Origin of the sequence: Azoarcus olearius, assembly GCF_001682385.1 — a bacterium.
GTDB lineage: Bacteria > Pseudomonadota > Gammaproteobacteria > Burkholderiales > Rhodocyclaceae > Azoarcus > Azoarcus olearius.
Window position 1 is genome coordinate 3331027 of sequence record NZ_CP016210.1, and the last position, 25972, is coordinate 3356998.

Consider the following 25972-nt stretch of genomic DNA (forward strand, 5'->3'; position numbering starts at 1 on the left):
CATGCATCCATCACCCGGGCGCGATGCCCGCATCCTGCTGCTCTGCGGCGGCGCCATCATCATGCTGTCGCTCGGCATCCGCCACGGCTTCGGCATCTTCCTGCGGCCGATGACGCTGGACCTGCAATGGACGCGCGAAACCTTCGCCTTCGCGATCGCACTGCAGAACCTGGTGTGGGGCCTGTCCCAGCCCTTCGCCGGCATGCTCGCCGACCGCCATGGCGCCGGCCGCATCCTGGCGCTCGGCACCGCGTGCTACGCCGTCGGGCTGGCGCTGATGGCGCAGTCGACCACCGCCACCCAGCTGGCGCTGTCGGCGGGCGTGCTGATCGGCCTCGGGCTCAGCGGCACCTACACCATCGTCATCGGCGTGGTCGGCCGCGCCTTTCCGCCGGAACGGCGCAGCGTGGCGCTGGGCGTGCTCGGCGCGCTGGCCTCGTTCGGCCAGTTCGCCATGCTGCCCTACGGCCAGTCGCTGATCTCCGCCGTCGGCTGGTGGTGGGCGCTGCTGGTGCTGGCGCTCAACGCGGCGCTGATGCTGCCGCTGGCACTGCCGTTGGCGCGGGCGAAAGGGCATCCGGCCGGGCTCGCCGGCAGCGGCCAGAGCATTGCCGAGGCGCTGGGCGAAGCCTTCCGCCATCGCGGCTTCTGGCTGGTGACGCTGGGCTTCTTCGTGTGCGGCTTCCAGATCGTGTTCGTCGCGACGCATTTCCCCGCCTACCTGCTCGACCAGGGGATGTCGGTCGATACCGGCATGATCGCGCTGGCGCTGATCGGGCTGGCCAACATCCCCGGCGCCTTTCTCGCGGGCTACCTCGGCGCGCGCTATTCCAAGCGGCGTCTGCTCGCCGGCATCTACCTGGCGCGCGCGCTCATCATCATCGCCTTCCTCGCCGCGCCGCCCAGCCCATGGTCGGTGTATGCATTCTCGATCGCGCTCGGGCTGGTGTGGCTGGGTACCGTGCCGCTGACCAGCGGCATCGTCGCGCAGATCTTCGGCGTGCAGTACCTGTCGATGCTGTTCGGGGTGGTCTATCTGGGCCACCAGATCGGTGCCTTCCTCGGCGGCTGGATCGGCGGCCTTGTCTACGACCAGACCGGCGCCTACCTGCCGGTGTGGCTGCTGGCGGTCGGGCTCAGCCTTGCCGCGGCGGCGGCCAATCTGCTGGCGGACGAAGCGGCGCTGCCGCGGCTGCGCCCGCTCGCGGGGCAGGCCTGATGAAGCGGCCCCCGCGCGCCGCGGCCCCGCTGCTGTGGCGCGCGGCAGGCTGGGCGGCCGTGCTCGCCGCGCTCGGCGTCATCGCCCTGGCGTATCGCCAGCCCGGCCTGCGCGAAGCGATCCTTTATTCCGGTCTCGGCTTATGCTGAGGTCCGCATCCACTCGAGGCGCATCCATGTCCCCGACTTCTCCGGGCGCGGTCGACACCGTGCTGGCCGAAATGGCCCAACCCGTGCTGCGCTACCTGCAACGCTTCGTCGGCGACGCCGCGATTGCGCGCGACCTGCAGCAGGAAACCCTGATCCGCATCGCGCGCGGCTACGACAGCTTCGGCGCCCGCTCGTCGGTCAAGACCTGGGCCTTCGCGATCGCCAACCGGGTGGCGGCCGACTACTACCGCGCGCCGGCCCACCGCATGCAGATCGTCGATCTGGACGAGGCGGAAGAAGTCGCCAGCGGCGAGGCGGCGATCGACACCCGGCTGGTCGAAGAGGAGATGAACCGCTGCGTGCGGCAGGTCATCGACAGCCTGCCCGACACCTACCGCGCGGCGCTGATCCTGCACGACCTGGAAGGCCTGTCGATCGAGCAGACCGCGCTGATCTGCGAGTGCACGCTGGCCACCGCCAAGATCCGCATCCACCGTGCCCGCCACCGCCTGCGCGAGGCGCTGGGCAGGCAGTGCGCCTTCTACCACGACGACCAGGGCGTCTATCGCTGCGACCGCAACACCCCGGCCTGACGCGCCGCTAGCCGAGCAGCTTCACCGCCAGCCCCACCAGCGCGCACCCGCCGATCACGTGGATGACGTTGGCCTTGAAGCGGAACAGCGCCAGCGCCGCGCCGAGCGCGATCAGCGCCGAGGGCCAGTCGAAGGCGCCGCCGAAGCCCGCCGGCCACAGCACGTGGTAGCCGAAGAACAGCGCGAGGTTGACGATGACGCCGACCACCGCGGCGGTGATCGCGGTGAGCGGCGCGGTGAATTTGAGGTCGCCGTGGGTGGCCTCCACCAGCGGACCGCCGGCGAGGATGAACACGAAGGACGGCAGGAAGGTGAACCAGGTGACCAGCGCGGCCGCCGCGGCGCCGGCGAGAAAGGGTGCATCCGGCCCGAAGGCGGCCTGCACATAGCCGCCGATGAAACCGACGAAGGCGACCACCATGATCAGCGGCCCCGGCGTGGTCTCGCCGAGCGCGAGGCCGTCGATCATCTGGGTCGGGGTCAGCCAGCCGTAGTGGCCGACCGCGCCCTGGTACACATAGGGCAGCACCGCGTAGGCGCCACCGAAGGTGAGCAGCGCCGCCTTGGTGAAGAACCAGCCCATCTGGGTGAAGGTGTCGCCCCAGCCGAGCGTGGCGGTGAGCAACGCCATCGGCACCAGCCACAGCAAGGCGCCCACCACGGCCACCCGCGCGAGCCGCGACCAGCGGAAGCGTGCGTGTTCGGGCGTCGGCGTATCGTCGTCGATCAGCGCGGCGCCGTAGGACTTGTGCGCGCCGCCATGTCCGCCGCCAGCCTGGAAGCGCGCCGGCGCGATGCGTCCGCCGACGAAGCCGATCACCGCCGCGCCCAGCACGATCGCCGGGAAAGGCACCTGCAGCGCGAAGATCGCCACGAAGGCCGCCGCCGCGATGGCCCACAGCGCGCCGTTCTTCAGCGTGCGCGAGCCGATCCGGTGCGCGGCGTGCACCACGATCGCCGTGACCGCCGGCTTGATGCCGTAGAACAGCCCGGCCACCAGCGGCACGTTGCCGTAGGCGATGTAGATCCACGAGAGCGCGATCAGGATCAGCAATGAGGGCAGCACGAACAGCGCCCCGGCCACGATGCCGCCCCAGCTGCGGTGCAGCAGCCAGCCGAGATAGGTGGCCAGCTGCTGCGCCTCCGGCCCCGGCAGCACCATGCAGTAGTTGAGCGCATGCAGGAAGCGGCGTTCGCTGATCCAGCGCCGGCGCTCGACCAGCTCGGTGTGCATGATCGCGATCTGCCCGGCTGGGCCGCCGAAGCTGATGAAGCCGAGCTTGAGCCAGAACAGGAAAGCTTCCCAGCGGCTGACCGCGGCGGGAGGCTGCGATGAAGCCAGTTCGTGGGCGGCGGGGGTGGCGATGTCGTTCATCTCAGCTTGCATCCGATTGGAAAGCCGCCGCCAGACCGTCGAACACGGTGGCGGCGGCGGCACACAGCGCAGTGTCGTCCTCGACGGTTGCACGCAATCCGGCCAGCACGCGCTCGACACCGCTCGCCTCCGGCGGCTGCACGCCGCCGACGTCGAGGAAATGCACCAGCGCGCCCAGCCGCAGCAGCGCCGGCGTTTCGAGCCCGAAGCTGGCGAGCAGGGTTTCGAAACTGACGCGCGCGCCGACATGGCTGAAGTCGGCACCGTCGAAGTCGAAACCGAGCGCCTCCGGCGGGCAGTCGGCGGGATCGTCCAGCCATAACAGGCAGGCATCGGGGTCGATGTGGCGGCGGATCAGCCACGCGCAGGCGAGGCGATCCACCCACGGGCGGGCGCGCGTGGCCCAGACGCGGCCGCGGTAGTCGGCGAGCGGAAGGCGGGGAATGGTGCCGGAGGCAGCCTGCGGTTCGCCGGGAGACTGCAGCCGCCGCAGTTCGGCATCGAGTTCGGCGAGCGCGGCTTCCGCCTGGCGGCGGGCCTCGCCGGGGAAGAAGTCGATCGCGGCGAGCTGATCGAACCGCTTGCGCAGCTTGCGCAACTGGCGGGCGCCGTCGGCGGCCGTGGCAAGCGCCGCGTGGCAGGCGGCGATCTCGCCGAGCAGCGCGCCGTACTCGGCGCTGCGATCGAACAGCGGGATGAAATCGCCGTCGCCTTCGCTGCTCAGCAAATGGGCGGAACCGCCCTGCTCGCGCACCTCGTCGGCGATCCGCGCCAGCGTCTCGCGGGTGGCATCGCGCTGCGGCAGCAGATACACGCCGTCGCGCAGCACCGCCGCGCCGCAGGCGCGCAACGCGCGCCAGGCCCGCATGCGGGCGTTGGCGTTGTCCGAAGGCAGGGAGAGGATCAGCGTGAGCCAAATCATGTGTAGAGATTAGTGCATTAATGCAACAAGCTCTACACACATATTCTGCTATTGAAACGGGGGCCAGGATGCCCGGCGTGTCTTCACGCCGGCTGGCCCCCAACTCACGGCAGATCGAACAGCAGCGCCTCCGCCCCGGCCGCGCCGCTCAGCTGCAGCTCAGCCTCTGCGGTGATGGTGGCGCCATCGCCGGCCGCGAGCGCGATTCCATTCACCGTGACCTCGCCGCGCGCCACCTGCAGGTAGTAGCTGCGCCCGGCCACTGGCGCGAAGCCGAGCGGCGCGCCGTCGAAGCGGGCCAGCCACACCCGGGCGTCCTGGTGGATGCGCAGCGAACCGCCCTGCCCGTCCGGCGACACCACGAGTTGCAGCCCGCGCAGCGCGGAGATGTCGTGCTGCTCGTAGCGCGGCGTTACGCCGCGGGTGTCGGGCTGGATCCAGATCTGCAGGAAGTGCAGGCCGTCGCTGGCCGACGGGTTGTATTCGCTATGCACGATGCCGGTGCCTGCGCTCATCACCTGCAGTTCGCCCGCCTTCAGCCGGCTGTGCGAGCCGAGGCTGTCCTTGTGCTCGATGGTGCCTTCGAGCACGTAGCTGATGATTTCCATGTCGCGGTGCGGGTGGGCGGAAAAGCCGGCGCCCGGTTCGACGCGGTCGTCGTTGATCACCCGCAGCGCGGAGACGCCCATGTGCTGCGGATCGTGGTAGCTGCCGAAGGAAAAGGTGTGGCGGCTGTCGAGCCAGCCGAAATGGGCGTGGCCACGGCTGGCGGCGGGACGGACCTGGATCATCGCAATCTCCTGATAAGGCTGGCCGCGGGGCGGCATTGCCCCGCGGCGAATGTCGGTGGGGGTCAGGCGTGGCGGACCGTGGCGGCGTGCGCGGCACCCTGCCGGCCGCCGGTCGCGGTCGCCGCGGCAATCGCGCGGTCTGCCGAGAGGCTGCCGGCCCCGCTGATCGCGAGCGACACCGTGGCGGCGAGCAGCGCGAGGCCGAATTCGTAGCCGTTGTTGCTCATGAACAGGCCGTTGCCGATATGAACGCTGAGGATCGCGACCACCATCGTTCCCGCCAGCGCCAGCGCCGCGGGCCGCGCCAGCAGGCCGAGCACCAGCGCGAGGCCGCCGAAGAACTCCGCCGAGCCGGCGAGCAGCGCCATCAGGTAGCCCGGGCCGAGGCCGATCGAGGCCATCCACTGACCGGTGCCTTCCAGCCCGTAGCCGCCGAACCAGCCGAACAGCTTTTGCGCGCCGTGCGCCATGAAGATGATGCCCACGGGCACCCGCAGCGCGAGCGCGGCCAGGCCGGCGTGGGTGGCGGTAAGGCGGTGGATGAGTTGGGTACGCATTGTCTTTCTCCTGGGGTTCGGGTTTTTTGATCAGTCTCGGTGACTGGTGAGCGAATGATAGGTAGCGGCATCCGAAAAAAATAACGGACAATATCGACCATTCAGTTCAAACCGTTTGAACAATGGCCTCACCGATCACCCTCGATGCCCTGCGCGTGCTCGACGCCATCTACCGCAAGCAGAGCTTTGCCGCCGCGGCCGAAGCCTTGTTCCGCGTGCCTTCCGCGCTGTCCTACACGGTGAGCAAGCTGGAGGAAGACCTGGGCGTGCAGTTGTTCGACCGCAGCAAGCGCCGCGCGGTGCTGACGCCCGCGGGCCGGCTGGTACTGGAACAGGGCCGCCACATCCTCACCGCCACCGAGGAACTCACACGGCTGGTGCAGGCGGTGGGCGACGGCTGGGAGGTGGAGCTGCGCATCGCGGTGGACAGCGTGCTCAACTTCGCGCCGATCTACGCGCTGGTCGCGGAGTTCCAGACGCTGCAGCACCGCACCGAGCTGCTGCTGAGCGAGGAAGTGCTGGGCGGCAGCTGGGACGCGCTCAACACCGGGCGCTGCGATCTCGTCATCGGCGCCGCCGGCGAGGCGATTGCGGGCGGCATCGCCACGCGCGCGCTCGGCGAGGTGGAATTCGTCTTCGCGGTGGCCGCGGGGCATCCGCTGTGCGCGCTGGCGCAGCCGCTTGCGACCGAGGCGCTGCTCGACTTTCCCACCGTGGTGGTGGCCGACAGCTCGCGCTACCTGCCGGCGCGCTCCACCGGCCTGCTGGACGGCCGCAGCCGCGTGGTGGTGCCGTCGATCGCCCGCAAGATCGAAGCCCAATGCCTTGGCCTCGGGGTGGGCTATCTGCCGCGCCACCGCATCGGCGCCGAGCTGGCGGCCGGCACGCTGTGCGAACTCAGCCTGGAAAAGGCCCATCCGCCGCAAGCGCTGTCGGTCGCCTGGCGCAGCGCCGCGCGCGGCAAGGCGCTGCGCTGGTTCCTCGACCGTCTGGCCGCGCTCCGCTTCGACAGCCGCGCCGGCCTGGTGCCGGTTTCGGGCTGAAATACGCCGCGTGTCGCGGTCCGTCGCGGTGGTCTAGGCTGAAGCCACGCCGGTGCCGCCCGCGCGCACCGCAGCGCACCGGCCTTCGTCCCTTACCCACTCGTGGAGGAAACGACATGGCCAAGGTGCTGGTTCTCTACTACTCGTCCTACGGACACATCGAAAAGATGGCCGAAGCGGTCGCCGCAGGCGCGCGCGACGCCGGCGCGGAAGTGACGATCAAGCGCGTGCCGGAACTGGTACCCGAGGAGGTGGCGCGCAAGTCCGGCATGAAGCTCGACCAGCCGGCGCCGGTCGCCACCGTGGGCGAGCTGCCGGACTACGATGCGATCATCTTCGGCACCCCCACCCGCTTCGGCAACATGGCCTCGCAGATGCGCAACTTCCTCGACCAGACCGGCGGCCTGTGGATGAGCGGCAAGCTCGTCGGCAAGGTCGGCAGCGTCTTCGCCAGCACCGCCACCCAGCACGGCGGGCAGGAGACCACCATCACCAGCTTCCACACCACGCTGCTGCACCACGGCATGGTGATCGTCGGCCTGCCGTATACCGAAGCGCGGCAGATGAACATGGACGAGATCACCGGCGGCAGCCCGTACGGCGCCACCACCCTCGCCAAGGGCGACGGCACGCGCCAGCCGAGCGAAAACGAACTGGCGATGGCCCGCTTCCAGGGCGGGCATGTGGCGAAGATCGCGGCGAAGCTGGCGGGGTGAAGGGACGAGAGCGATTCCTGAAGCAAGGATGCTTCGGAAACCGAAGGGTTGGTCCCTCCCCCTTCAAGGGGGAGGTCAGGAGGGGGATGGGGTTGAAGCACGCGAGGCGCCTGACCCCATCCCCACCCCAACCCGGGAGCCTCCGCTTCGCTTCGTCGTTCAGCAGGCGGCAAGCAGTGCTTGCCGAAACCCCTGCTTCACCCCCTTGAAGGGGAGGGAGCAAAAGCGAGGCAGCCCGGGCGGCCTCAGCCCTTCGAGAGGCGGAGCGGCGAGACCGCTTGGGAGGACGTGTTTTGTCCCTCCCCCTTCAAGGGGGAGGCTAGGAGGGGGATGGGGTTGAAGCACGCACGGCGCTGACCCCATCCCCACCCCAACCCGGGAGCCTCCGCTTCGCTTCGTCGCTTTTTGGCGGCGCAGAGCGATGCTCTGCGAAACCCCGCCTGCGCCCCCTTCAAGGGGGAGGGAGCAAGTCAGTATCTCGCAACGAGTCCGAGCCTACCCGACCCTCACTCCAGATAGTGCCCCACCCCCACCAGCACGCCGCCTTCGCGCTTCACGTAGCTGCGCTTCTTCTCCACGGCGTTGGTCACCGGGTTGCGCCACACGTAGTCCACCGTGGCGCTGCCGCGCGCCTTGGACTTGGTGATCATGTCGGACACGATGGCGTGGCCTTCGGCGTCGGTGAGGCTCTTGGCGTCGGAGCCGGCGAGTTGGGGGTTCATGCCCATCGCCTCGAAGCGGCCGCTGGCGAGATCGACCATGAACACGTAGAGATCGTCATGCACGAACTTGCCGCCCCGGTCGTTGAAGGCGGTGGCGGCCTTGGTGTGGCCTTCGTCGCGCACCAGTTTGACCGCTTCGTCGAGCATGCGGCGGGCATCATCGGCGGTGGAGCGCGGCACGGAGTAACCCACGCCGACCACGTAATCGCCCACCTTGCGCACGTAGCTCACCTTGGGTTCGACCTTGTTGGTGGCGCGGTTCAGCCAGACATAGCGCACGCTGCCTTCGGGCGCGCTCTTGACGCTGTCGATCATCTCGCGGAACAGCGGTTTGCCCGCGGCATCCACGGTGTCGATCACGTTCAGCCCCACCAGCGATTCCGGCGCGGCGCCGCTGGCGTGGTAGGTGCCCTTGTCGTCGAGCGCGAACACGTACAGGTCCTTGCGCACGAACTGGCCCTTCTGGTTGTTGAACGCGGCGAACGCGCGCTCGGGGCCATTGGCTTCCATGTACTTCACCGCCTGGTCGAACAGCGCGCGGGCCTCGCGCGGGGTGCTGCGGTCGGCGGCGGCGGCGTTCAGCGCCAGGCCGGCGGTACACAGCGCAGCGAGGAGCATGCGGTAGCGGATCGTGTGACTCATTTTTCTCATCTCCAGCGTTACGGATCGGAACAGCAACACGCGCGCATTCGGGTCGCCTCAGCACATGGCTTCGGCCCCCAGGTCTACCAGGCCGTGGCGCGCAGCCAGCCTGAGCAATTTGAAATCGTTGTCGGCATCCAGCTTCTGCCGGATCGCCGAGAGGTGGTTGAGCACCGTCTTCTGGCTGAGGTGCATGCGGTCGGCGATGCAGGCGGCGGGTTCGCCGCTGGCGGCCATGCGCAGCACCTCGAATTCGCGCGGGGTCAGCCGCGTCAGCAGTTGTTCGCCGTCGAGCGCGGCGCCGGCCAGCGCCTGCGCAATCTCCGCCGACAGCACGCGCCGGCCCGCCGCCACCGCGCGGATCGCGTCCAGCATCTCGTCCGGTTCGCTGTTCTTGGTGAGATAGCCGAGCGCGCCGGCGCGCATCGCCTGGGTGGCGTAGCCCGGGCTGTCGTGCATCGACAGCACCAGCACGCGCAGGCCGGGGTCGCGCGCCAGCATGCGGCGGATGGCCTCGATGCCGCTGGCGCCCCGCAGGCTGAGATCCACCACCGCGACGTCGATGCCGCCGCCCACCACGCACGCATAGGCCTCGTCGGCGGTGGCGGCCTCGGCCACCACCTGCAGGCCGGGCTCGGCGTCGATCAGGCGGCGGTAACCGGTACGCACCACGGCATGGTCGTCGAGCAGCAGGATGCGGATCATCGCGGGGCCTCCTTCCCGTTCATCGTAGTCAGGCGCAGCAGGGTCACCAATCCGCCGCCGGGGCGGTCTTCCAGGCGGAACTCGCCGCCCGCCATTGCGGCGCGTTCGCGCATGCCGAGCAGACCGCCGCCGGCGCGCCGCATCACCTCGGCGGCGCGGCCGCAGCCGTCGTCGGCCACCCTTAGCAGCAGTCCATTGCCATCGGCGGCGAGCGCGATGTCCACCCGGCTGGCGGCGGCATGGCGCAGCACGTTGGTGAGCGCCTCCTGCACGGTACGGTAGAGCGCGAGGCCCGCTTCCGCCGACAGCGCCGGCAGCCGCGCCGGCAGCGCCACCTCCAGCGCGACGCCGGGCAGGCGCTGGTGCCAGCCGGCGATGAGTTCGCGCAGCGCATCGAGCATGCCCAGCCCCTCCAGGCCGTGCGGCCGCAGCTGGCGCAGCAGGCCGCGAACCTGGGCCGACATGCGCCCCGATTCGCCGCGGATGTCGCGCGCGCATTCGGCGAGCTGCGCCGGCTCGGCGGCGGCGGCATGGCGTTCGACAAAGGCGGCGGCGGCGCCGATGGCGGTGAGCGACTGGCCGAACTCGTCGTGCAGTTCGCGCGCGAGTTCGCGCCGCTCGGTTTCCTGCACCTCCATCAGGCAGCGGCCGAGCCGGCGTTCTGCCGCGCGCGACTGCGCGAGGCTGTCGGCCAGCCGTTCGATGGCGCCGGCGATGCGGCGGAACTCCTTGAGCTGGAAGGACGGCAGCGCGGTCTGCGTGTCACCGCGGGCAAGCCGGGCGAGGCTGTCCTCCAGCGCGCGCACCGGGCGCAGCGCGCGGTCGGCGGCATGCCACGCGGCCAGCACGGTGCCGGCGGCGAACAGCAGCAGCAGGCCGAGCAGGCGGGCGGCATCGCGCAGGATCTCGCGCAGTTCGGACAAGGGTTCGGCCCGGATCAGCAGCGCGGCGCCGTCGCCGCCGGCCAGCTCGATGCGGCGCACTGCGGCGTCCGCCTGCGAGGGCAGCAGCCAGCCGAACAGCGCCAGCAGCACCGCGTCGGCACCGCTGGTCGGCGCCGGCACAGGGGGCTGCGCCGGCGACTGCTCCAAAACTGAACGATCGAGCGTCACCTGCACATGGCGCAGTTCGCCCGCGGCGATCAGTCCGGCGATCGATTCCGCCGGCTGGGTCTGCCCGATCGCCAGCATCAGGTCGGCCAGACGCGCCGAGGCCGCCATCTCCTCCGCCACGTCCTGCCTGAGATTGAGCCCCACCACCAGGCAGGCTCCCGCCAGCAGCGCCAGGGCAAAGCCCGACAGCCGCACGACCAAGCGCACCCGCAGATCCACGCCAGCCTCCATCGTTTTCGGTCTTGTTTGCCCTTCATTACGCAAGGCACGTGCCATTACCCGCATCGGGAAATTTTCCCGGTTTTGCGGTTCCGCGCTCCCGCGACCGCCGCCGCCGCCGGCCGACATACTGCGGCCGCCATCCGGAGCCGGGCCCACCCGCCTCCGATGCCCATCACACAGGAGGCAAGGAGCCACAATGAGAACCAAGCAACCCGCGCCCCGGCTGCGCATGACCGTCGCCGCGCTCGCCGCCGCGCTTGCGCTGCCCGTCGCAGCCGCCAGCAACGTCACGTGGGACGACATCGCCAACGACGACAAGACCACCGGCGACGTGCTGTCCTACGGCCTCGGCCTCAAGGCGCAGCGCCACAGCACCCTGAAGCAGGTGAACACGAAGAACGTCGCCGGCTTGGTGCCGGCCTGGACCTTCTCCTTCGGCGGCGAGAAGCAGCGCGGCCAGGAAGGCCAGGTGCTGGTGCATGACGGGGTGATCTACGCCACCGCGTCGTACTCGCGCTTCTTCGCCATCGACGCCCGCAGCGGCAAGCGCCTGTGGGAATACGAGCACCGCCTGCCCGACGACATCCGCCCCTGCTGCGACGTGGTCAACCGCGGCCCGGCGATCTACGGCGACAAGGTGTTCTTCGGCACGCTGGACGCCTCCATCGTCGCGCTCGACAAGAACACCGGCAAGGTGGCGTGGAAGAAGAAGTTCGCCGACCACAAGGTGGGCTACACCATGACCGGCGCGCCCTTCATCGTGAAGGACCAGAAGAGCGGCAAGATCCTGCTGGTGCACGGCTCCTCCGGCGACGAGTTCGGCGTGGTCGGCTGGCTGTATGCGCGCGACCCGGACACCGGCGAGGAAGTGTGGGCGCGGCCGCTGGTCGAGGGCCACGTGGGCCGACTCAACGGCAAGGACAGCACGCCCACCGGCGACGCCAAGGCGCCGTCGTGGCCCAACGACCCGAACTCCCCCACCGGCAAGGTCGAGGCCTGGAGCCACGGCGGCGGCGCGCCCTGGCAGACCGCCAGCTTCGATGCCGAGAACAACACCATCGTCATCGGCGCCGGCAACCCCGCGCCGTGGAACACCTGGAAGCGCACCGCGCAGGGCGACGACCCGCAGAACTGGGACAACCTGTTCACCTCCGGCCAGGCTTACGTGGATGCCAGCACCGGCGAGCTGAAGGGCTTCTACCAGCACACCCCGAACGACGCCTGGGACTTCTCCGGCAACAACTCCATCATCCTGTTCGAATACAAGGACCCGAAGACCGGCAAGCAGGTGAAAGCCTCGGCGCATGCCGACCGCAACGGCTTCTTCTTCGTCACCGACCGCGACAAGCTCGCCAACGGCGCCGGCTACCCCAACAAGCCGACCTCGCTGATCGGCGCCTGGCCCTTCGTCGATGGCATCACCTGGGCGTCGGGCTTCGACCTCAAGACCGGCAAGCCGATCGAGAAGGGCAACCGGCCGCCGGCGCCCAAGGAAGGCGCCGACAAGGGCGATTCGGTGTTCGTCTCGCCGCCCTTCCTCGGCGGCACCAACTGGCATCCGATGTCGTACAGCCCGGACACCGGCCTGTTCTACATCCCGGCCAACCACTGGGCGATGGACTACTGGACCGAGCACCTGAGCTACAAGGCCGGTTCCGCCTATCTCGGCCAGGGCTTCCGCATCAAGCGCCTGTTCGACGACCACGTCGGCGTGCTGCGCGCGATCGACCCCAAGAGCGGCAAGATCGCCTGGGAGCACAAGGAGAAGTTCCCGCTGTGGGCCGGCACGCTGACCACCGCCGGCGGGCTGATCTTCACCGGCACCTCGGACGGCTACGTGAAGGCCTTCGACGCGAAGAACGGCAAGGAGCTGTGGTCCTTCCAGACCGGTTCCGGCGTGGTCTCGGTGCCGGTGACCTGGGAGATGGACGGCGAGCAGTACATCGGCATCCAGTCGGGCTACGGTGGCGCGGTGCCGCTGTGGGGCGGCGACATGGCCGACCTCACCAAGCAGGTCACCCAGGGCGGGTCGATGTGGGTGTTCAAGCTGCCGAGGCAGGTGGCCAGCAAGTAAGCCCCAGCAGGCAGGCCCAAGGCGGTCCGGCGGCAACGCCGGGCCGCACTCCGCCAACCGCCCGCGGCGCCTCCCCGCCGCGGGCACTCACACCCGAACCACCATGCCCAGTCCACGCTTGCGCAACCTGATGGCCGTCCTCGCCACCGCCGCGGCCTGCAACGGCGCCCACGCCGCCGGCACGCCGGAAGAGCCGCTGGTGATCGGCGACTGCCCGATCTGGCCCTACACCCGCTGCGCCGGTGCCGACCTGCGCCATGCCGACCTCGCGGGCAAGAACCTCGCCGGGGCCGACTTTTCCGGTGCCGACCTCACCCGTGCGGACCTGCGCGGCGCCAATCTGGCCGGCGCCAATTTCGACGGCGCCAACCTCACCGCCGCGCGGCTGGCGAAGGCGAGCGCCCCTGCCGCCACCTTCCGCAATGCGCGGCTTGTCGCGGCGGATCTGGAATTCGCGCGCTTGATGCGTGCGGACTTCTCCGGCGCCGACCTGACCGCCGCCAACCTGGAGATGGCGCGGCTCAACTTCTCCTGGTTCAAGGGCGCGCGGCTGGTCAGCGCCGACCTGCAGGAGGCCAAGTTCGTCACCGTGAACCTGCAGGACGCAGTGATGGAGGGCAATGTGCTGCGCTACACGATCTTCCCCGACGGCTCGTTCGAAGGCTGTCGCGGCTGCCCCACCGGATGGTGACCCGCATGAAGCCGCATCCCTCGCCCACTGCATGGCGCCGGCTGCTCGGTGCCGCCCTGCTCGCCGCCGCGCTGCCCGCCCTCGCCCTCGACGCCCAGCGCCCGCAGGTGGATGCCTCCGCGCTGGCGCCGCAGCACGGCCAGTGGCAGGCCGACAATCCCTACCGTGGCGATCCGCGCGCCGCGGAGATCGGCCGCAGCGCCTTCAACCAGGCCTGCGCGCCCTGCCATGGCGCGGATGCCGACGGTCACGCCGCGCCCGCGCCCGACCTGCGCCGCCTCGGCCGCAGCTGCACGCGCATCGCCGACGACGCGCTGCGCCAGCGCTGCCAGCGCGACGTCGATCACTACTTCGTCAGCTCGGTGCTGAAGGGCAAGGTGAAGGTGGGCGTGGTGCACATGCCGGCCTGGGACGGCGTGCTCGAGCCCGAGCTGGTGTGGGCGCTGCGCAGCTTCGTCGAAAGCAGCGGCACGCCGAAGGGCGACTGAGCCGGCGATGAGGCACGCGACAACATTCGCCTTGCGTTCGCCCAGGGGCCTCGCCGCCAACCGGGCTTCGACACGCTCGGCCCGAGCGGTTGCAGATCGCAGGCGCGAGCGGACGGACGCACTGCCGCTTTCCCTGCGCCCGGCGAAGGGCCCGCGCGCGAACCGGGCGTCGACCCGTCCCGCCCCGATGGACGCCGGTGGCCGGCTCCACAAACAAAAACGGCACGGCTGCCGAAGCAGCCGTGCCGTGAAAAGCGACCGTGGAGGACGGTCGCCCGATCGAACATCAGGACTTGTGCAGCTTGAACACCCACACGGAGCCACCCTGCTCCAGGAAGTTCACGCGCTGGGCGACGTCGCCGCCCCACAGCGGCACCGCGCCGCCCCAGCCGGACACCACGGCGATGTACTGCTCGCCGTCCTGTTCCCAGGTAACCGGGGGCGCAACCACGCCGGAGCCGGTCTGGAAGGACCAGAGTTCCTTGCCGGTCTTGGCGTCGAGCGCCTTCAGGTAGCCTTCCGGGGTGCCGTAGAAGGTCAGCCCGCCGGCGGTGCTCATCGCCCCGCCCCACAGCGGCGCGTTGTTCTTGGCTTCCCAGACGATCTTGCCGGAGACCGGATCGACCGCGCGCAGCGCGCCGATGTAGTCCTCGTTGAGCGGCTTGATGGTGAAGCCGGCGCCCAGGTAGGCCGCGCCCTTCTTGTAGGAGATCGGCTCGTTCCAGATGTCCATGCCCCACTCGTTGGCGGGCACGTAGAACAGGCCGGTCTGCGGGTTGTAGGCGATCTGCTGCTGGTTCTTGCCGCCCAGGAAGGAAGGCGCCGCGAACACCACCTCGCCCTTCTTGCCATCGGCCGACTTGGACGGATCGCCCGGACGGTTGGAGTCGTCATACACCGGACGGCCGGTCTTCAGGTCGATGCTCTTCGCCCAGGTGATCTTGTTCACGAAGGGGAAGGCATTGAGCAGCTTGCCGTTGGTACGGTCGAGCACGAAGAAGAAGCCGTTGCGGTCGGCCTTGCCGCCGGCCTTGACGACCTTGCCGTCCTTGCCCTTGTAGTCGAACGAAACGAATTCGTTCACACCGTCGAAGTCCCAGCCGTCATGCGGCGTGGTCTGGTAGTGCCAGGCGATCTTGCCGGTATCGGGGTCGATCGCGACGGTGGCGGACGAGAACAGGTTGTCGCCCGGGCGCAGGTGGCTGTTCCACGGCGAGGGGTTGCCGGTGCCGGCGAAGATCAGGTTGGTTTCCGGATCGTAGGTCGCGCCGTTCCAGGTCGCCGCGCCGCCGGTCTTCCACAGGTCGCCCGGCCAGGTCTTGTTGGTGGTGCCGGAGATGCCGTTTTCGATGGCCTTGCCTTCGGCGTCGTACTTGTAGCCCATGTGGCCTTCGACCACCGGACGCACCCAGATCTTCTTGCCGGTCTTGGCGTCGCGGGCTTCCATGCGGCCGACCACACCGAATTCGCCGCCGGACACGCCGGAGATGACCATGCCCTTGACGATGATCGGGGCGGCGGTCATCGAGTAGCCGGCGGCGTAGTCGTCGACCTTCTCCTTCCACACCACCTTGCCGGTGTCCTTGTTCAGCGCAACCAGCTGCGCATCCAGGGTGCCGAAGATCACCAGGTTGTCGTAGAGCGCGGCGCCGCGGTTAACCACGTCGCAACACGGCATGATGCCGTCCGGCAGGCGGTGCTCGTACTTCCACAGCTTCTTGCCGGTCTTCACGTCGAGCGCAAAGATGCGGCTGTAGGAGGCGGTGACGTACATCTTGCCGTCCTGGATCAGCGGTTGCGATTCCTGGCCGCGCTGCTTCTCGCCGCCGAAGGAGAACGACCACACCGGCACCAGGTTCTTGACCGTATCGGTATTGATGGCGGTCAGCGGGCTGAAGCGCTGGCCTTGCGTACCCATGCCGAAAGTCACGACCTGCTTGGTGTTGGTGGCGTCGTTCAGCACGTCCGCGTCGGTCACGTTGGCCGCACCGGCGCCCGGTGCGCCCAGCGCGAAGAGCGCCGCGGCCACGGCAGTGAGAGCCACGCGGCGGGCGGGCTGTCGAGTCTTCTCCATTATTCCTCCTTGATTTCTTTGGTCGTCGTTTGCTGTGCTGGTGATCCCGCTTCGGCGGCTGCCCATACCGGGTCCCCCACCCGCTTCTGCAAGCGGCATGCCACGCGGGCCCGGCGGCCGCACAGCGTGGCGGCAACGCGGAATCGGAACTGCGGCCACCCTCTGTAGCATGGCCCTCGCTGTATCAAATGTCGCCACCTGCTCCAAAACTGAACAACCGCCCACGCTGCGCAGCGTGACAGCAGCGTTACAACCGGTGGCACGTCCTTTGCGTTACGGTTGACCATATAGATGCGCGGCAATGACCGCGCAAGAGGAGACAACAAGAATGCACCTGCTCGCCGCACTCGCCGCGGTATTCGGTCTGCTCGCCCCGCCGCTGGCGGCGGCCGCGGCACCATCACCCGCCACCGACCCCCTCGACTCCGCGCGCTGGACCGACATGCGGCGCGAGTTCTTCCGTGACGCCCGGGTGGAGTTCGACCGCCGCGTGCGCGTGGTCGCGCCCCCGGTGGCCGAGGACCCGCTCAACGTACCGGTCAGCGTGGATGCCTCCGCGCTGCCGGACGTGCGCGAGGTGCTGGTGTTCGCCGATTTCAATCCCATCGTGCAGGCGCTGCGCTTCATGCCGGAGGCGGCCGCGGCCACGCTCGGCTTCCGCCTCAAGCTGCAGCAATCCACCCCGGTGCGGGCCGCGGCGCGTACCGCCGACGGCGTCTGGCATGTCGGCGGCACCTGGGTCACCACCACCGGCGGCGGCTGTACGCTGCCCTCCACCGGCTCGGCCTCGCCGGAATGGCAGCAACGGCTCAACGAAGTGTCGGCGCGGGTATGGCCGCTGGTGCGCGGGGGCGAACGCGTGCGGCTGCGCGTGATCCACCCGATGGATACCGGGCTTGCCGCGAGCGTGCCGCTGTTCCACATCGAAGAACTGGAGTTGCGCGAAGGCACCCGCATGCTGATGCGCATCGAGCCCGGCGCGCCCGTCGCCGAAAACCCCATCTTCACGCTCGACCTGCCCACGCCGGGCGACGGTGCGCTGCAGGTCAGCGGGCGCGACAACAACGGCAACCGCATCCGCGCCGAGGTCGCGCGCGAAACGGCCCTGACGCCCGCCACGCTGCGCGAGGTGGCGCAATGAGCGGCCTCGCCAGCCTGCGCCGCGCCGTGGTCGGCGCCACCGTGGTGATCGCCGCCGGTGCCGGCGCCGGCTACGCGCTGCAGGCGGTGGCCGAAGCGCCGCAGCGCAGCGTCAGCTTCGACTATCGTCTGCAGCCGCAGCGTGTGGCCGACGGGGTGTATGCGCTGATCGGCCGGCGCGAGGACTTCTCCTTCGCCAACGGCGGCAATGTGGTGAACACCGGCTTCATCGTCGGCAAGGACGGCGTCGTCGTGATCGACACCGGCGTGTCGAAACGCTACGGCGAGCAGTTGCGCGCGGCGATCGCGCGGGTGACGCCGCTGCCGGTGGTGCTGGTGATCAACACCCATCACCACCCCGACCACTTCCTCGGCAACCAGGCCTTTGCCCCGGCCACGCTCGCCGCGCTGCCGGCCACCAGCACCGGCATCGCCACCGAAGGCGGCGCCTTCACCGACAACATGTACCGCCTGAACGGCGACTGGATGCGCGACACCGAGCCGGTGGCGCCCCAGCGCGCGCTCGCGCCCGGCCGCCTCGCCGTGGCCGGGCGCGAACTGGAGCTGATCGCCGCCGACGGCCACACCGGCGCCGACCTTGCGGTGCTGGACGTGGGCAGCGGCGTGCTGTTTGCCGGCGACCTCGTCTTCCACGATCGCGCGCCGACCACCCCGCACGCCGACATCCCGGCCTGGCTGTCCGCGCTGGACCGGCTGGAGCGGCTGGATTTCCGCGTGCTGGTGCCCGGCCATGGCGACACCGCGGCGGATGCCGGTCCGATCCGCCAGACCCGCGACTACCTGCGCTGGCTGCAGGCGGCAATCCGCGAAGGCGCGGAGAACGGGCTGGACATGACCGAGATGCTGGGACGTCCGCTGCCGGCGCGCTTCCGCACGATTGCGCTCGCGGAAACCGAGTACCGCCGCAGCGTCGCCCACCTTTTCCCGCGCGCCGAACAGGCCGCGCTCGAAACCCAGGGCCGGCGCTGACCTGCCCCGCTGGAACACGACAATGAAGACACCCTCCCCCCGCCGCCTGCGCGCTGCCCCGCTCACGCCGATCGCCGCCGCGCTCGCCACGCTGTTCGCCCCCGCCCCGCTCCTTGCGCAGGAACTTGCGCTCGGCGCCGTCGAAGTGGTGGCCGTCGCGCCGCTGCCCGGCCTCGACCTGCCGCGCGAGCAGGTGCCGTCCAATGTGCAGACCGTCACCAGCGCCGCGCTGCGCGCCAAGCAGAGCGTGGCGCTGCCGGACTTCCTCGGCGACCGCCTGCCCGGCGTGAACATCAACGAAATCCAGGGCAACCCTTTCCAGCCGGACGTGAACTACCGCGGCTTCGCCGCCTCGCCGCTGCTCGGCACGCCGCAGGGGCTGTCGGTGTATCTGGACGGCGTGCGGGTGAACGAGCCCTTCGGCGACACGGTGAACTGGGATCTGATCCCGCAGATGGCGCTCGACACCGTCACCCTGCTGCCCGGCTCCAATCCGCTGTACGGCCTCAACACGCTGGGCGGCGCGCTCGCGCTGCGCACCAAGAACGGCTTCGACCACCCCGGCGGCGAAGCACAGGTGTTGTGGGGCTCGTTCCAGCGCCGCAGCCTGGAAGTGGAACACGGCGGCAGCCACGGAGACACCGGCTATTACGTGGCCGCCAACCTGTTCAAGGAAGAGGGCTGGCGCGACCGTTCGCCGTCCGAGGTGCGCCAGTTCTTCGGCAAGCTCACCCAGCGCATCGACAGCGGCGAGATCGACCTGACGCTGCTGCGCGCCGACACCGACCTCACCGGCAACGGCCTCGCGCCGGAATCCATGCTCGACCAGCGCCGCCGCGCGGTGTTCACCCACCCGGACAACACCCGCAACGACATGACCATGGTGGCGCTCTCGGGGCGCTACTGGCTGGACGACCGCAACACGCTGTCGGCGTCGATCTACCACCGCGAAACCCGCACCCGCACGCTCAACGGCGACGCCAACGACGACTTCGAGGAAGGCCCCAACGACGGCGACTGCGACCCGGCCGACTTCGCCAGCGGCTCGCCCGAAGAGGCGCAGTGCGCGGCGGCCAACGGCGCCGGCGGCTTCAACGCGGAAACCGGCGCCAACAACCGCACCCGCAACATCCAGCGCGCCCGCGGAGTGGCCCTGCAGTGGAGCCACACCGCGGACACCCACCAGCTGGCGGTCGGCGTCAGCCACGACCGCAGCAAGAGCCGCTTCAGCCAGACCAGCCAGCTCGGCCTGCTCGACGCCAGCCGCGGCGTGGTGCCCACCGACGACGTCGAACTGGAGAACAGCCTGGACGGCGAAACCCGCACCAGCAGCATCTACCTGACCGACACCTACGCGCTGACGCCCGCGCTGCACCTGACCGCCTCGGCGCGCTACAACCACACCCGCGTCATCAACCACGACCGCCTCGACCCGACCCCGCCCAACCTCGACGGCGACTTCACCTACCGCAAGCTCAACCCGGCGCTCGGCCTCACCTGGCAGGCCAGCGAGCAGCTCACGGTGTATGGCGGCTACTCGCAGGGCAACCGCGCGCCCTCGCCGATCGAACTCGGCTGCGCCGACCCGGAAAATCCCTGCACGCTGCCCAACGCGCTTGCCGCCGACCCCTTCCTCAAGCAGGTGGTCACCCGCACGCTGGAACTCGGCGTGCGCGGCACCGTGCCCGGCCTGCTCGGCGACAGCCTGCGCTGGAACGCCGGCCTGTACCGCAGCGTTAACCACGACGACATCCTGTTCGTCGGCACCTCCACCAGCGCCGGCTACTTCACCAACTTCGGCCGCACCCGCCGCCAGGGCGCCGAACTGGGCCTGGCCGGCAAGCACCGCGGGCTGGACTGGGCGCTGAACTACAACTACGTGGATGCCAGCTTCCAGTCCTCGGCCTGCATCCTGGCGGAGAACAACAGCTCGCGCGGGCAGTCGGCCGAATGCACCGCCGACGGCCAGGACGACGAAATCCTGGTGAAGAAGGGCGACACGCTGCCCGGCATCCCGCGCCACAGCCTCAAGCTGATGCTGTCCTGGCAGGCCACCGAGGCGCTGCGCGTGGGCGCCGACTTCGTCGCCTTCTCCTCGCAGTACGCCCGCGGCAACGAGAACAACCGCCACCGCTCCGGCGACGCCACCGACGCCTTCGGCGAAACCCGCACGTTCGAAGGCAGCGGCAAGATCGCCGGCTACGGTGTGCTCAACCTCAACGCCGACTACAAGCTGGGCGGGGGCTGGACACTCTTCGGCCGCGTCAATAACGTGTTCGATCGCAAGTACGCCACCGGCGGCGCGCTCGCGGAAAACCCCTTCGATGCCGGCGGCGCCTTCCAGACCAATTCGGGCGATTGGGCGCGCGAAACCTTCTACGCCCCCGGCGCCCCGCGCGCCGGCTGGATCGGCCTGCGTTACCGCTGGGGAGCCTGATCGCCATGAAAGCCGCCGCCTCGTCTCCGTCCCCCCGCCGCGCCGCACTCAGCCTTCACGCGCGCGTCAGCCTGGTGCTGTGCGCGCTGGTGGCCGCGCTGCTGCTGGCCGCGGGCTTTGCCTGGGTGAGCGAGACGCGCAACGCCATCCGCGAGGAAACCGAGGCCGCCGGCCGCGTTGCCGGGCAGTGGTTGACGGTGCTGGCGCGCGAAACCGACCGCGACCCGGCGCACGGCGCCGAGCGGCTGATGACCAACCTGCGCGAAGTCGGCCGCCTGCGCTCCAACGTGCTCGAAGTGATCGGCGCGGACGGCAGCACCGTCTACCAGTCGCCGGCATCGGCCTACAAGGCCGGCCGCGACGCGCCCGCCTGGTTCGCCAACTGGCTGGCGCCGCTGCCGCTGGAGCGCCGCTTCGACGCGGGCGAGCAGCAACTGGTGCTGCGGCCCGACAGCTCGCGCTCGGTGCTCGACGCCTGGGATGAGCTGGTGGCGATGTCCGGCTGGGCGCTCGCCGCGCTGGCGTTGATCGCCTTCGCCTGCCACCACGCGCTGCGCCGCGCGCTGGCGCCGCTGCACTCGATCGACGCCGCGTTGGCCCGTGGCGCCGACGGCCTCTTCGACCGCCGCCTGCCCGCGCTCGCCGCACCCGAACTCGACCGCCTGGCGCAGAGCTACAACCGCCTTGCCGAACGCCTGGACGACACCCTGGCCGACAACCAGCGCCTGGAAGAAGACCAGCGCTTCGCCCGCGCGCTGCAGGCCCGGCTGGAGGAAGAACGCCGCATCATCGCCCGCGAACTGCACGACGAACTCGCGCAAGGCATCACCGCCGTGCGCGCCATCGCCGGCGCCATCGGCCAGCGCAGCGCAGACCAGCCCGGCATCCACGGCAGCGCCCAGACCATCGTCGCCATGACCGGCCAGATGCAGGACGGCGTGCGCGCCATCCTCCACCGCCTGCGCCCGCCCACGGTGGCCACCGGCGCCCGCATCGACGAAGCAGTGGCCGCCTGGTGCGCGCAATGGGGCGCGCTCTATCCGCAGATCCAGGTGGATTGCCGCACCGAGGCGCCGCAAGGCGAAGTCACCGACGAAGTCGCCCTGACCGTGCAGCGCCTGCTGCAGGAAGGCCTCACGAATGTCGCCCGCCACGCCGGCGCCAGCACCGTGTCGGTAAGCCTGGCTTGCAGCGCGGATGCGATCGAGCTTTCGATCGCCGACAACGGCTGCGGTTTGGCCGGCGCGGAAGGCGACAAGCCCCGCTTCGGCCTGACCGGCATGCAGGAGCGCGTGCTGGACCTGGGCGGGGAACTGCACTTCGAGACCGCCGCAGGGGGTGGGCTGTGCGTGCGGGCGCGGCTGCCGCTTGGCGGGGAAGAGAAGGTTTGCCCCTCCCCCTTCAAGGGGGAGGTTGGGAGGGGGATGGGGTCGGCCGCAGCACTGAACCAGATGCAAAACTCTCCGAGAGTATGAGTATGACGACTTCCGAGTGCAGTCCAACGCTTCCCTTTGTGATGGAAGCGGCTTGCAGGCTGTTTTGAGCGGTTGGCCTTTTCATCGCACGCGTAGAAATCGCTATTTCATCCGCTGCTAACCCCATCCCCACCCCCACCCTCCCCTTGAAGGGGAGGGAGTGAACACCCCCCCAGCACCACATCGCGTTCCCCTCTCCACCGGAATTCCACCATGACCTCCCTCGCCGACCTCCGCATCCTGCTCGCCGACGACCATGCCGTCGTCCGCATGGGTTTCCGCCTGCTGATCGAGGGCGCCGGTGCTGTCGTCGTCGGCGAGGCCGACAGCGGCGAAGCGGCGATCACCGCCTATGCCGAACACCAGCCCGACGCGCTGGTGATGGACGTTTCCATGCCCGGCATCGGCGGCCTTGCCGCGCTCGAACGCCTGCGCGCGCGCTACCCGCATGCGCGGGTGCTGATGCTCTCTGCCCACGACGACACCCAGATCCCGGCGCGCGCGCTGCAGGCCGGCGCCACCGGCTACCTCTCCAAGCGCGCCCATCCCAGCGAACTGCTGCGTGCGATCGGCGAAGTCGCCCACGGCCGCCGCTACCTCGACCCCGAAATCGCCCCGCGCCTGGCCCTGGCGCGGCTGGGCGGCAGCGAGCACCCGGCGGACGCGCTGACCGGCAAGGAATTCAACGTCTTCCTGCAACTCGCCCGCGGCCGCTCCGTGGCCGAGGTGGCGGAAACGCTGAACCTGAGCACCAGCACGGTGGGCACCCACCTGTATCACATCAAGCAGAAGCTCAACGCGGGCAACGCCGCGGAACTGGCCTTGATCGCGGTACGGGCGGGGTTGGTGGAGGCTTGAGGGACGGGGGTGAAACACGGTTGGCATAACGTCAGCGTCAAACCAATCGCTCCCGTTCCAACGGTCAAGACAGGAACTTTCAAACACGGCTACCTCCCGTCGAGCGACGGAACAAAGCGGAAACGCCTGAGCAGACCGGCTTCGCCCCCTCCCCTTCAAGGGGGCGCAGGCGGGGTTTCGCAGAGCATCGCTCTGCACCGCCGAAGCGACGGAGCGAAGCGGAGGCTCCCGGGATGGGGTGAGGATGGGGTTGGATAGCGCGGCAGCAGACCAAACCCCATCCCCATCCCTGCCTTCCCCTTGAAGGGGAAGGAGAAAAACCTTCTCCCCAAGCCCCCCGCAACAACCATCAAGCCCGCCCTCACCTTGCCGATAAACCACAAACGGGCGTAACACCGCCGCGGCCCCCGACCGCAGCGCAGGAGAATGCACATGGGACTGTTCACAAAACGCAATGGCAACACCGGTAGCGGCGTCGTCACCCTTCAGGCGCGCGCCGCCGATCTCGACACCGTCCTCGCGCGCGCGGTGATCAAGCCGACCTTCGTCGCCGCCTTCGTGTCGCCGCATGTGGACATCGACCGTGTCGCCGCCACCCTCTCCAGCCGCTTCCCCGGCGCAGCGCTGGCGCTGACCACCACCGCGGGCGAACTCTGCAGCGAAGGCGGCAGCCGGCTCTACTGCGACACCGGCAACCACTGGGACCGCGTCGTCATCCAGTGCTTCGACGCCAGCATCATCGCGCGCGCCGAGGTCGTCTCGATTCCGCTCGGCAGTGAAGACCTGCGCAGCGGCGGCAAGCCCGCCGAGCTGCACGAACGCATCGCGCGGCTTACCAGCAGCATCGCCAACACCCGGGTCGAGATGGACATCGACCACCGCGACACCCTCGCCTACGTGCTGTTCGACGGGCTGTCCGCGTCCGAATCCTTCTTCATGGAAGCGCTCTACGAATCCGGCCGCTTCCCCTGTCTGTTCGTCGGCGGCTCGGCCGGCGGCAAGCTGGATTTCGTGCGCACCGCGCTGCACGACGGCCGCCGCCAGTTGCAGAACCACGCCCTCGTCGTGTTCCTCAAGACTGCACCGGGCGCGCGCTTTGGCGTGTTCAAGAGCCAGAACTTCGAGCCCGCCGGGCTTTCCTTCCACGTGCTGCACGCCTCGCTGGAACGCCGCCACGTCGGCCAGGTGATCACCGCCAGCGGCCGCATCCTGTCGATGGTGGATGCGCTGTGCGAGGCGCTGAAATGCCGCGCCGAAGAACTCGACCAGAAGCTCGGCGACTACTCCTTCGCCATCCGCGTCGGCCAGGAACTGTTCGTGCGCTCGATCTCCAAGATCGACCTGCAGACCCGGCTGGTGCATTTCTACTGCGACATCGCCTCCGGCGAAGAGATCGTGCTGGTGCGCCGCACCGGCTTCGTCGACAGCACCGACCGCGACCTGCGCCGCTTCATGCAGGGCAAGCCGGGGCTGCCGGTGGCCGGCATCATGAACGACTGCATCCTGCGCCGGCTCTACAACGACCGCGAACTCGCCGGCATCGACCGCCTGGTGGCGGGCACCCAGATCGCCGGCTTCTCCACCTTCGGCGAAATCCTCGGCCTCAACCTCAACCAGACGCTGACCGCGGTGTTCTTCTTCAAGGTGGCCGCGGGCGAACGCTTCGCTGACGAATACGTGGACAACTTCGTCGCCCACTACGGCGAGTTCAAGGCCTTCTTCCTGCGCCGCCAGATCGGCAAGCTGGCCGGCCTGTCGCGGGTGATGCTGCAGCAGATCGAAGGCTACAAGGCCGAACGCTTCGACGAAGCCCTCGACGCCGCCGACTTCGACGGCAGCTACGCCCCGGTGGTGCGCGGCCTCAACGACCTCGGCGCCACCCTGCAGCACAGCCACGCGCTGCGCCAGGCCACATCCCAGCAACTGGAAGCCTGCGCTACCGACCTCTACGCCTCGGTGGACGGCCTCACCCGCCAGCTTGGGGAACAGGAAGGCGTCATCGCCAACGCCGGCGCCACCGTCGGCGACCTCACCCGCCAGGCCGGCAGCGTCGCCGCCAGCGCCCGCGCCCTGGCCGACGCCAGCGGCCGCATCCAGGGCGTGGTCCAGATCATCCAGCAGATCGCCGACCAGACCAACCTGCTCGCCCTCAACGCCGCCATCGAAGCGGCCCGCGCCGGCGAAGCCGGCCGCGGCTTCGCGGTGGTGGCCGACGAAGTGCGCAAGCTCGCGGAAAAGTCGCGCACCAGCGCAGGCGAAATCGGCACCAGCATTTCCACCTTGGCAGGCGATATCGGCCGGGTGGCGCAGTCGATCGAAGGGCAGTCTGCGGACGTGGCGAATCTGTCGGGGATGCTGGAGGCGATCCAGGCGTTCAGCGGGCAGACGGCGGAATCGGCGGGGCATACTCGGAGCGTGGCGGATACGCTGCGGACGCTGACGCATGCGGGGGTGGATTAACTGCGGGTAGGTGCGGGGCGGAGGCCGGCAGTGGCGGCAAGTCGGCCGAAGCGGTCATTACGCATGAGCGATGCCAACGGCTGCTATCAATTGCCAACCGGAAGTACGCAAGGTTTGGCTGATTTATCCGATTTTTCCGCAAATTGCTGATGGAGCCGAAGGAGGTTTTATTTTTTTGACATATAATTCTGTGCCTTGAGGTAGAGATGGTGAAGGACATTTTGCAGATCGTCTCGATGTGGGAGGGAGGGGGAGGTGGATACCATTGCAAGCCTCGCCGTGCTTCGAACTGCGCAAGTCATTGATTGTGGCAACTAAACGCATACGCCCATCCCGCCATTCCACGAGAGCTGCGCGAAAATCTGCGTTGGCCGGTGAAATAAAACGGTTAGCCATCATGGTCTTGGTATGAATATCACGGACATTGCTCGTTTGGTTTGGAGGAATGGTCACTCCATAAAGTTTGGAGACGCCGATTCGTGGGATGACAAACTATTCACTGCGACTTGGGGGGCAT

Annotated in this window: 22 protein-coding genes and 1 pseudogene; 15 read left to right on the forward strand and 8 right to left on the reverse strand. The window is 69.1% G+C overall.

Features of this window, described 5'->3' with window-relative positions:
* The first annotated feature begins 1 nt into the window (after window position 1).
* Genes dqs_RS15270 through dqs_RS15275 form a run of 3 tightly spaced genes read left to right on the forward strand, consistent with a single transcriptional unit; the run spans window position 2 to window position 1961 of the window.
* Window positions 2-1219: an MFS transporter gene (locus dqs_RS15270; protein WP_065341010.1), complete on the forward strand. Its 1218-nt coding sequence runs from the start codon at window positions 2-4 to the stop codon at window positions 1217-1219.
* Complete coding sequence (locus tag dqs_RS20820; protein ID WP_011766687.1) at window positions 1219-1368, forward strand: hypothetical protein; 150 nt, start codon at window positions 1219-1221, stop codon at window positions 1366-1368. Before dqs_RS15270 ends, dqs_RS20820 begins: the two co-directional genes overlap by 1 nt.
* Before the next feature lie 26 nt (window positions 1369-1394).
* Window positions 1395-1961, forward strand: a complete 567-nt coding sequence (locus dqs_RS15275) for an RNA polymerase sigma factor (protein ID WP_011766688.1) — start codon at window positions 1395-1397, stop codon at window positions 1959-1961.
* A 7-nt stretch (window positions 1962-1968) separates the two neighbouring features.
* Here dqs_RS15275 and chrA read toward each other — a convergent pair whose 3' ends face one another.
* From chrA to dqs_RS15295, 4 genes are all read right to left on the reverse strand, one after another.
* Window positions 1969-3336, reverse strand: a complete 1368-nt coding sequence (gene chrA, locus dqs_RS15280; protein ID WP_065341011.1) for a chromate efflux transporter — start codon at window positions 3334-3336, stop codon at window positions 1969-1971.
* A 1-nt stretch (window position 3337) separates the two neighbouring features.
* Window positions 3338-4258, reverse strand: coding sequence for a chromate resistance protein ChrB domain-containing protein (locus dqs_RS15285; protein ID WP_065341012.1), 921 nt, complete (start codon window positions 4256-4258; stop codon window positions 3338-3340).
* Between the two features lie 104 nt (window positions 4259-4362).
* Window positions 4363-5049 carry a pirin family protein gene (locus dqs_RS15290; protein WP_065341013.1) on the reverse strand — a complete coding sequence of 229 codons (687 nt, stop codon included), beginning with the start codon at window positions 5047-5049 and terminating at the stop codon, window positions 4363-4365.
* A 62-nt stretch (window positions 5050-5111) separates the two neighbouring features.
* The gene (locus tag dqs_RS15295) at window positions 5112-5606 is read right to left on the reverse strand and encodes a DoxX family protein (protein ID WP_065341014.1); all 495 of its coding nucleotides are present in this window, start codon (window positions 5604-5606) and stop codon (window positions 5112-5114) included.
* Window positions 5607-5728: 122 nt separating this feature from the next.
* Between dqs_RS15295 and dqs_RS15300 the strand changes: the two genes are divergently transcribed.
* Both dqs_RS15300 and wrbA read left to right on the forward strand, forming a co-directional pair.
* Window positions 5729-6649: a LysR family transcriptional regulator gene (locus tag dqs_RS15300; protein ID WP_065341015.1), complete on the forward strand. Its 921-nt coding sequence runs from the start codon at window positions 5729-5731 to the stop codon at window positions 6647-6649.
* A 116-nt stretch (window positions 6650-6765) separates the two neighbouring features.
* On the forward strand, window positions 6766-7365 hold the full coding sequence (gene wrbA / locus dqs_RS15305) for an NAD(P)H:quinone oxidoreductase (protein ID WP_011766694.1): 600 nt from the start codon (window positions 6766-6768) through the stop codon (window positions 7363-7365).
* Window positions 7366-7871: 506 nt separating this feature from the next.
* Here wrbA and dqs_RS15310 read toward each other — a convergent pair.
* The 3 genes from dqs_RS15310 to dqs_RS15320 are packed head-to-tail and all read right to left on the reverse strand — an operon-like array spanning window position 7872 to window position 10765.
* On the reverse strand, window positions 7872-8729 hold the full coding sequence (locus dqs_RS15310; RefSeq protein WP_065341016.1) for a cache domain-containing protein: 858 nt from the start codon (window positions 8727-8729) through the stop codon (window positions 7872-7874).
* A gap of 57 nt (window positions 8730-8786) precedes the next feature.
* Window positions 8787-9434: a response regulator gene (locus dqs_RS15315; protein WP_011766696.1), complete on the reverse strand. Its 648-nt coding sequence runs from the start codon at window positions 9432-9434 to the stop codon at window positions 8787-8789.
* The gene (locus tag dqs_RS15320) at window positions 9431-10765 is read right to left on the reverse strand and encodes a histidine kinase (protein ID WP_041643833.1); all 1335 of its coding nucleotides are present in this window, start codon (window positions 10763-10765) and stop codon (window positions 9431-9433) included. The genes dqs_RS15315 and dqs_RS15320 overlap by 4 nt, the downstream gene beginning before the upstream one ends.
* A 199-nt stretch (window positions 10766-10964) precedes the next feature.
* On the opposite strand from dqs_RS15320, the gene dqs_RS15325 reads away from it, so the two are divergent.
* The 3 genes from dqs_RS15325 (at window position 10965) to dqs_RS15335 (ending at window position 14021) form a co-directional block, all read left to right on the forward strand.
* Window positions 10965-12842, forward strand: coding sequence for a methanol/ethanol family PQQ-dependent dehydrogenase (locus dqs_RS15325; RefSeq protein ID WP_065341017.1), 1878 nt, complete (start codon window positions 10965-10967; stop codon window positions 12840-12842).
* Between the two features lie 103 nt (window positions 12843-12945).
* Entirely contained in the window at window positions 12946-13533 is a 588-nt protein-coding gene (locus dqs_RS15330; protein WP_148268764.1) for a pentapeptide repeat-containing protein, read from the forward strand.
* 5 nt (window positions 13534-13538) lie between these two features.
* Complete coding sequence (locus dqs_RS15335; protein WP_065341753.1) at window positions 13539-14021, forward strand: c-type cytochrome; 483 nt, start codon at window positions 13539-13541, stop codon at window positions 14019-14021.
* Between the two features lie 286 nt (window positions 14022-14307).
* On the opposite strand, the gene dqs_RS15340 is transcribed toward dqs_RS15335, so the two are convergent.
* On the reverse strand, window positions 14308-16095 hold the full coding sequence (locus tag dqs_RS15340) for a PQQ-dependent methanol/ethanol family dehydrogenase (RefSeq protein WP_011766701.1): 1788 nt from the start codon (window positions 16093-16095) through the stop codon (window positions 14308-14310).
* A 328-nt stretch (window positions 16096-16423) separates the two neighbouring features.
* On the opposite strand from dqs_RS15340, the gene dqs_RS15345 reads away from it, so the two are divergent.
* From dqs_RS15345 to dqs_RS21295, 7 genes and pseudogenes are all read left to right on the forward strand, one after another.
* Window positions 16424-17236, forward strand: a complete 813-nt coding sequence (locus tag dqs_RS15345) for a quinoprotein dehydrogenase-associated SoxYZ-like carrier (protein ID WP_065341018.1) — start codon at window positions 16424-16426, stop codon at window positions 17234-17236.
* Window positions 17233-18225, forward strand: a complete 993-nt coding sequence (locus dqs_RS15350; RefSeq protein ID WP_065341019.1) for a quinoprotein relay system zinc metallohydrolase 1 — start codon at window positions 17233-17235, stop codon at window positions 18223-18225. The genes dqs_RS15345 and dqs_RS15350 overlap by 4 nt, the downstream gene beginning before the upstream one ends.
* A gap of 22 nt (window positions 18226-18247) precedes the next feature.
* A complete protein-coding gene (locus dqs_RS15355; RefSeq protein WP_065341020.1) occupies window positions 18248-20662 on the forward strand; it encodes a TonB-dependent receptor in 2415 nt (804 codons plus the stop codon).
* A 5-nt stretch (window positions 20663-20667) separates the two neighbouring features.
* Window positions 20668-22137: a sensor histidine kinase gene (locus dqs_RS15360; RefSeq protein ID WP_065341021.1), complete on the forward strand. Its 1470-nt coding sequence runs from the start codon at window positions 20668-20670 to the stop codon at window positions 22135-22137.
* A 213-nt stretch (window positions 22138-22350) separates the two neighbouring features.
* Window positions 22351-22995, forward strand: a complete 645-nt coding sequence (locus dqs_RS15365) for a response regulator (protein ID WP_011766706.1) — start codon at window positions 22351-22353, stop codon at window positions 22993-22995.
* A gap of 432 nt (window positions 22996-23427) precedes the next feature.
* Window positions 23428-24579, forward strand: a pseudogene (locus dqs_RS21290) (FIST signal transduction protein); the annotation flags it as partial.
* Window positions 24580-24759: 180 nt separating this feature from the next.
* Window positions 24760-25455: a methyl-accepting chemotaxis protein gene (locus tag dqs_RS21295; protein ID WP_257737101.1), complete on the forward strand. Its 696-nt coding sequence runs from the start codon at window positions 24760-24762 to the stop codon at window positions 25453-25455.
* Window positions 25456-25972: the final 517 nt, after the last annotated feature.

Bases quoted from the DNA above. Each gene is read 5' to 3' on its own strand.
- dqs_RS15340 (WP_011766701.1), bottom strand. From the start codon at position 16,095: ATGGAGAAGACTCGACAGCCCGCCCGCCGCGTGGCTCTCACTGCCGTG.
- dqs_RS15295 (WP_065341014.1), bottom strand. From the start codon at position 5,606: ATGCGTACCCAACTCATCCACCGCCTTACCGCCACCCACGCCGGCCTG.
- dqs_RS21295 (WP_257737101.1), top strand. From the start codon at position 24,760: ATGCTGCAGCAGATCGAAGGCTACAAGGCCGAACGCTTCGACGAAGCC.
- dqs_RS15275 (WP_011766688.1), top strand. From the start codon at position 1,395: ATGTCCCCGACTTCTCCGGGCGCGGTCGACACCGTGCTGGCCGAAATG.
- dqs_RS15355 (WP_065341020.1), top strand. From the start codon at position 18,248: ATGAAGACACCCTCCCCCCGCCGCCTGCGCGCTGCCCCGCTCACGCCG.
- dqs_RS15325 (WP_065341017.1), top strand. From the start codon at position 10,965: ATGAGAACCAAGCAACCCGCGCCCCGGCTGCGCATGACCGTCGCCGCG.
- dqs_RS15315 (WP_011766696.1), bottom strand. From the start codon at position 9,434: ATGATCCGCATCCTGCTGCTCGACGACCATGCCGTGGTGCGTACCGGT.
- dqs_RS15290 (WP_065341013.1), bottom strand. From the start codon at position 5,049: ATGATCCAGGTCCGTCCCGCCGCCAGCCGTGGCCACGCCCATTTCGGC.
- dqs_RS15285 (WP_065341012.1), bottom strand. From the start codon at position 4,258: ATGATTTGGCTCACGCTGATCCTCTCCCTGCCTTCGGACAACGCCAAC.
- dqs_RS15335 (WP_065341753.1), top strand. From the start codon at position 13,539: ATGAAGCCGCATCCCTCGCCCACTGCATGGCGCCGGCTGCTCGGTGCC.
- dqs_RS15330 (WP_148268764.1), top strand. From the start codon at position 12,946: ATGCCCAGTCCACGCTTGCGCAACCTGATGGCCGTCCTCGCCACCGCC.
- dqs_RS15350 (WP_065341019.1), top strand. From the start codon at position 17,233: ATGAGCGGCCTCGCCAGCCTGCGCCGCGCCGTGGTCGGCGCCACCGTG.
- dqs_RS20820 (WP_011766687.1), top strand. From the start codon at position 1,219: ATGAAGCGGCCCCCGCGCGCCGCGGCCCCGCTGCTGTGGCGCGCGGCA.
- dqs_RS15345 (WP_065341018.1), top strand. From the start codon at position 16,424: ATGCACCTGCTCGCCGCACTCGCCGCGGTATTCGGTCTGCTCGCCCCG.
- chrA (WP_065341011.1), bottom strand. From the start codon at position 3,336: ATGAACGACATCGCCACCCCCGCCGCCCACGAACTGGCTTCATCGCAG.
- wrbA (WP_011766694.1), top strand. From the start codon at position 6,766: ATGGCCAAGGTGCTGGTTCTCTACTACTCGTCCTACGGACACATCGAA.
- dqs_RS15365 (WP_011766706.1), top strand. From the start codon at position 22,351: ATGACCTCCCTCGCCGACCTCCGCATCCTGCTCGCCGACGACCATGCC.
- dqs_RS15360 (WP_065341021.1), top strand. From the start codon at position 20,668: ATGAAAGCCGCCGCCTCGTCTCCGTCCCCCCGCCGCGCCGCACTCAGC.
- dqs_RS15310 (WP_065341016.1), bottom strand. From the start codon at position 8,729: ATGAGTCACACGATCCGCTACCGCATGCTCCTCGCTGCGCTGTGTACC.
- dqs_RS15270 (WP_065341010.1), top strand. From the start codon at position 2: ATGCATCCATCACCCGGGCGCGATGCCCGCATCCTGCTGCTCTGCGGC.
- dqs_RS15300 (WP_065341015.1), top strand. From the start codon at position 5,729: ATGGCCTCACCGATCACCCTCGATGCCCTGCGCGTGCTCGACGCCATC.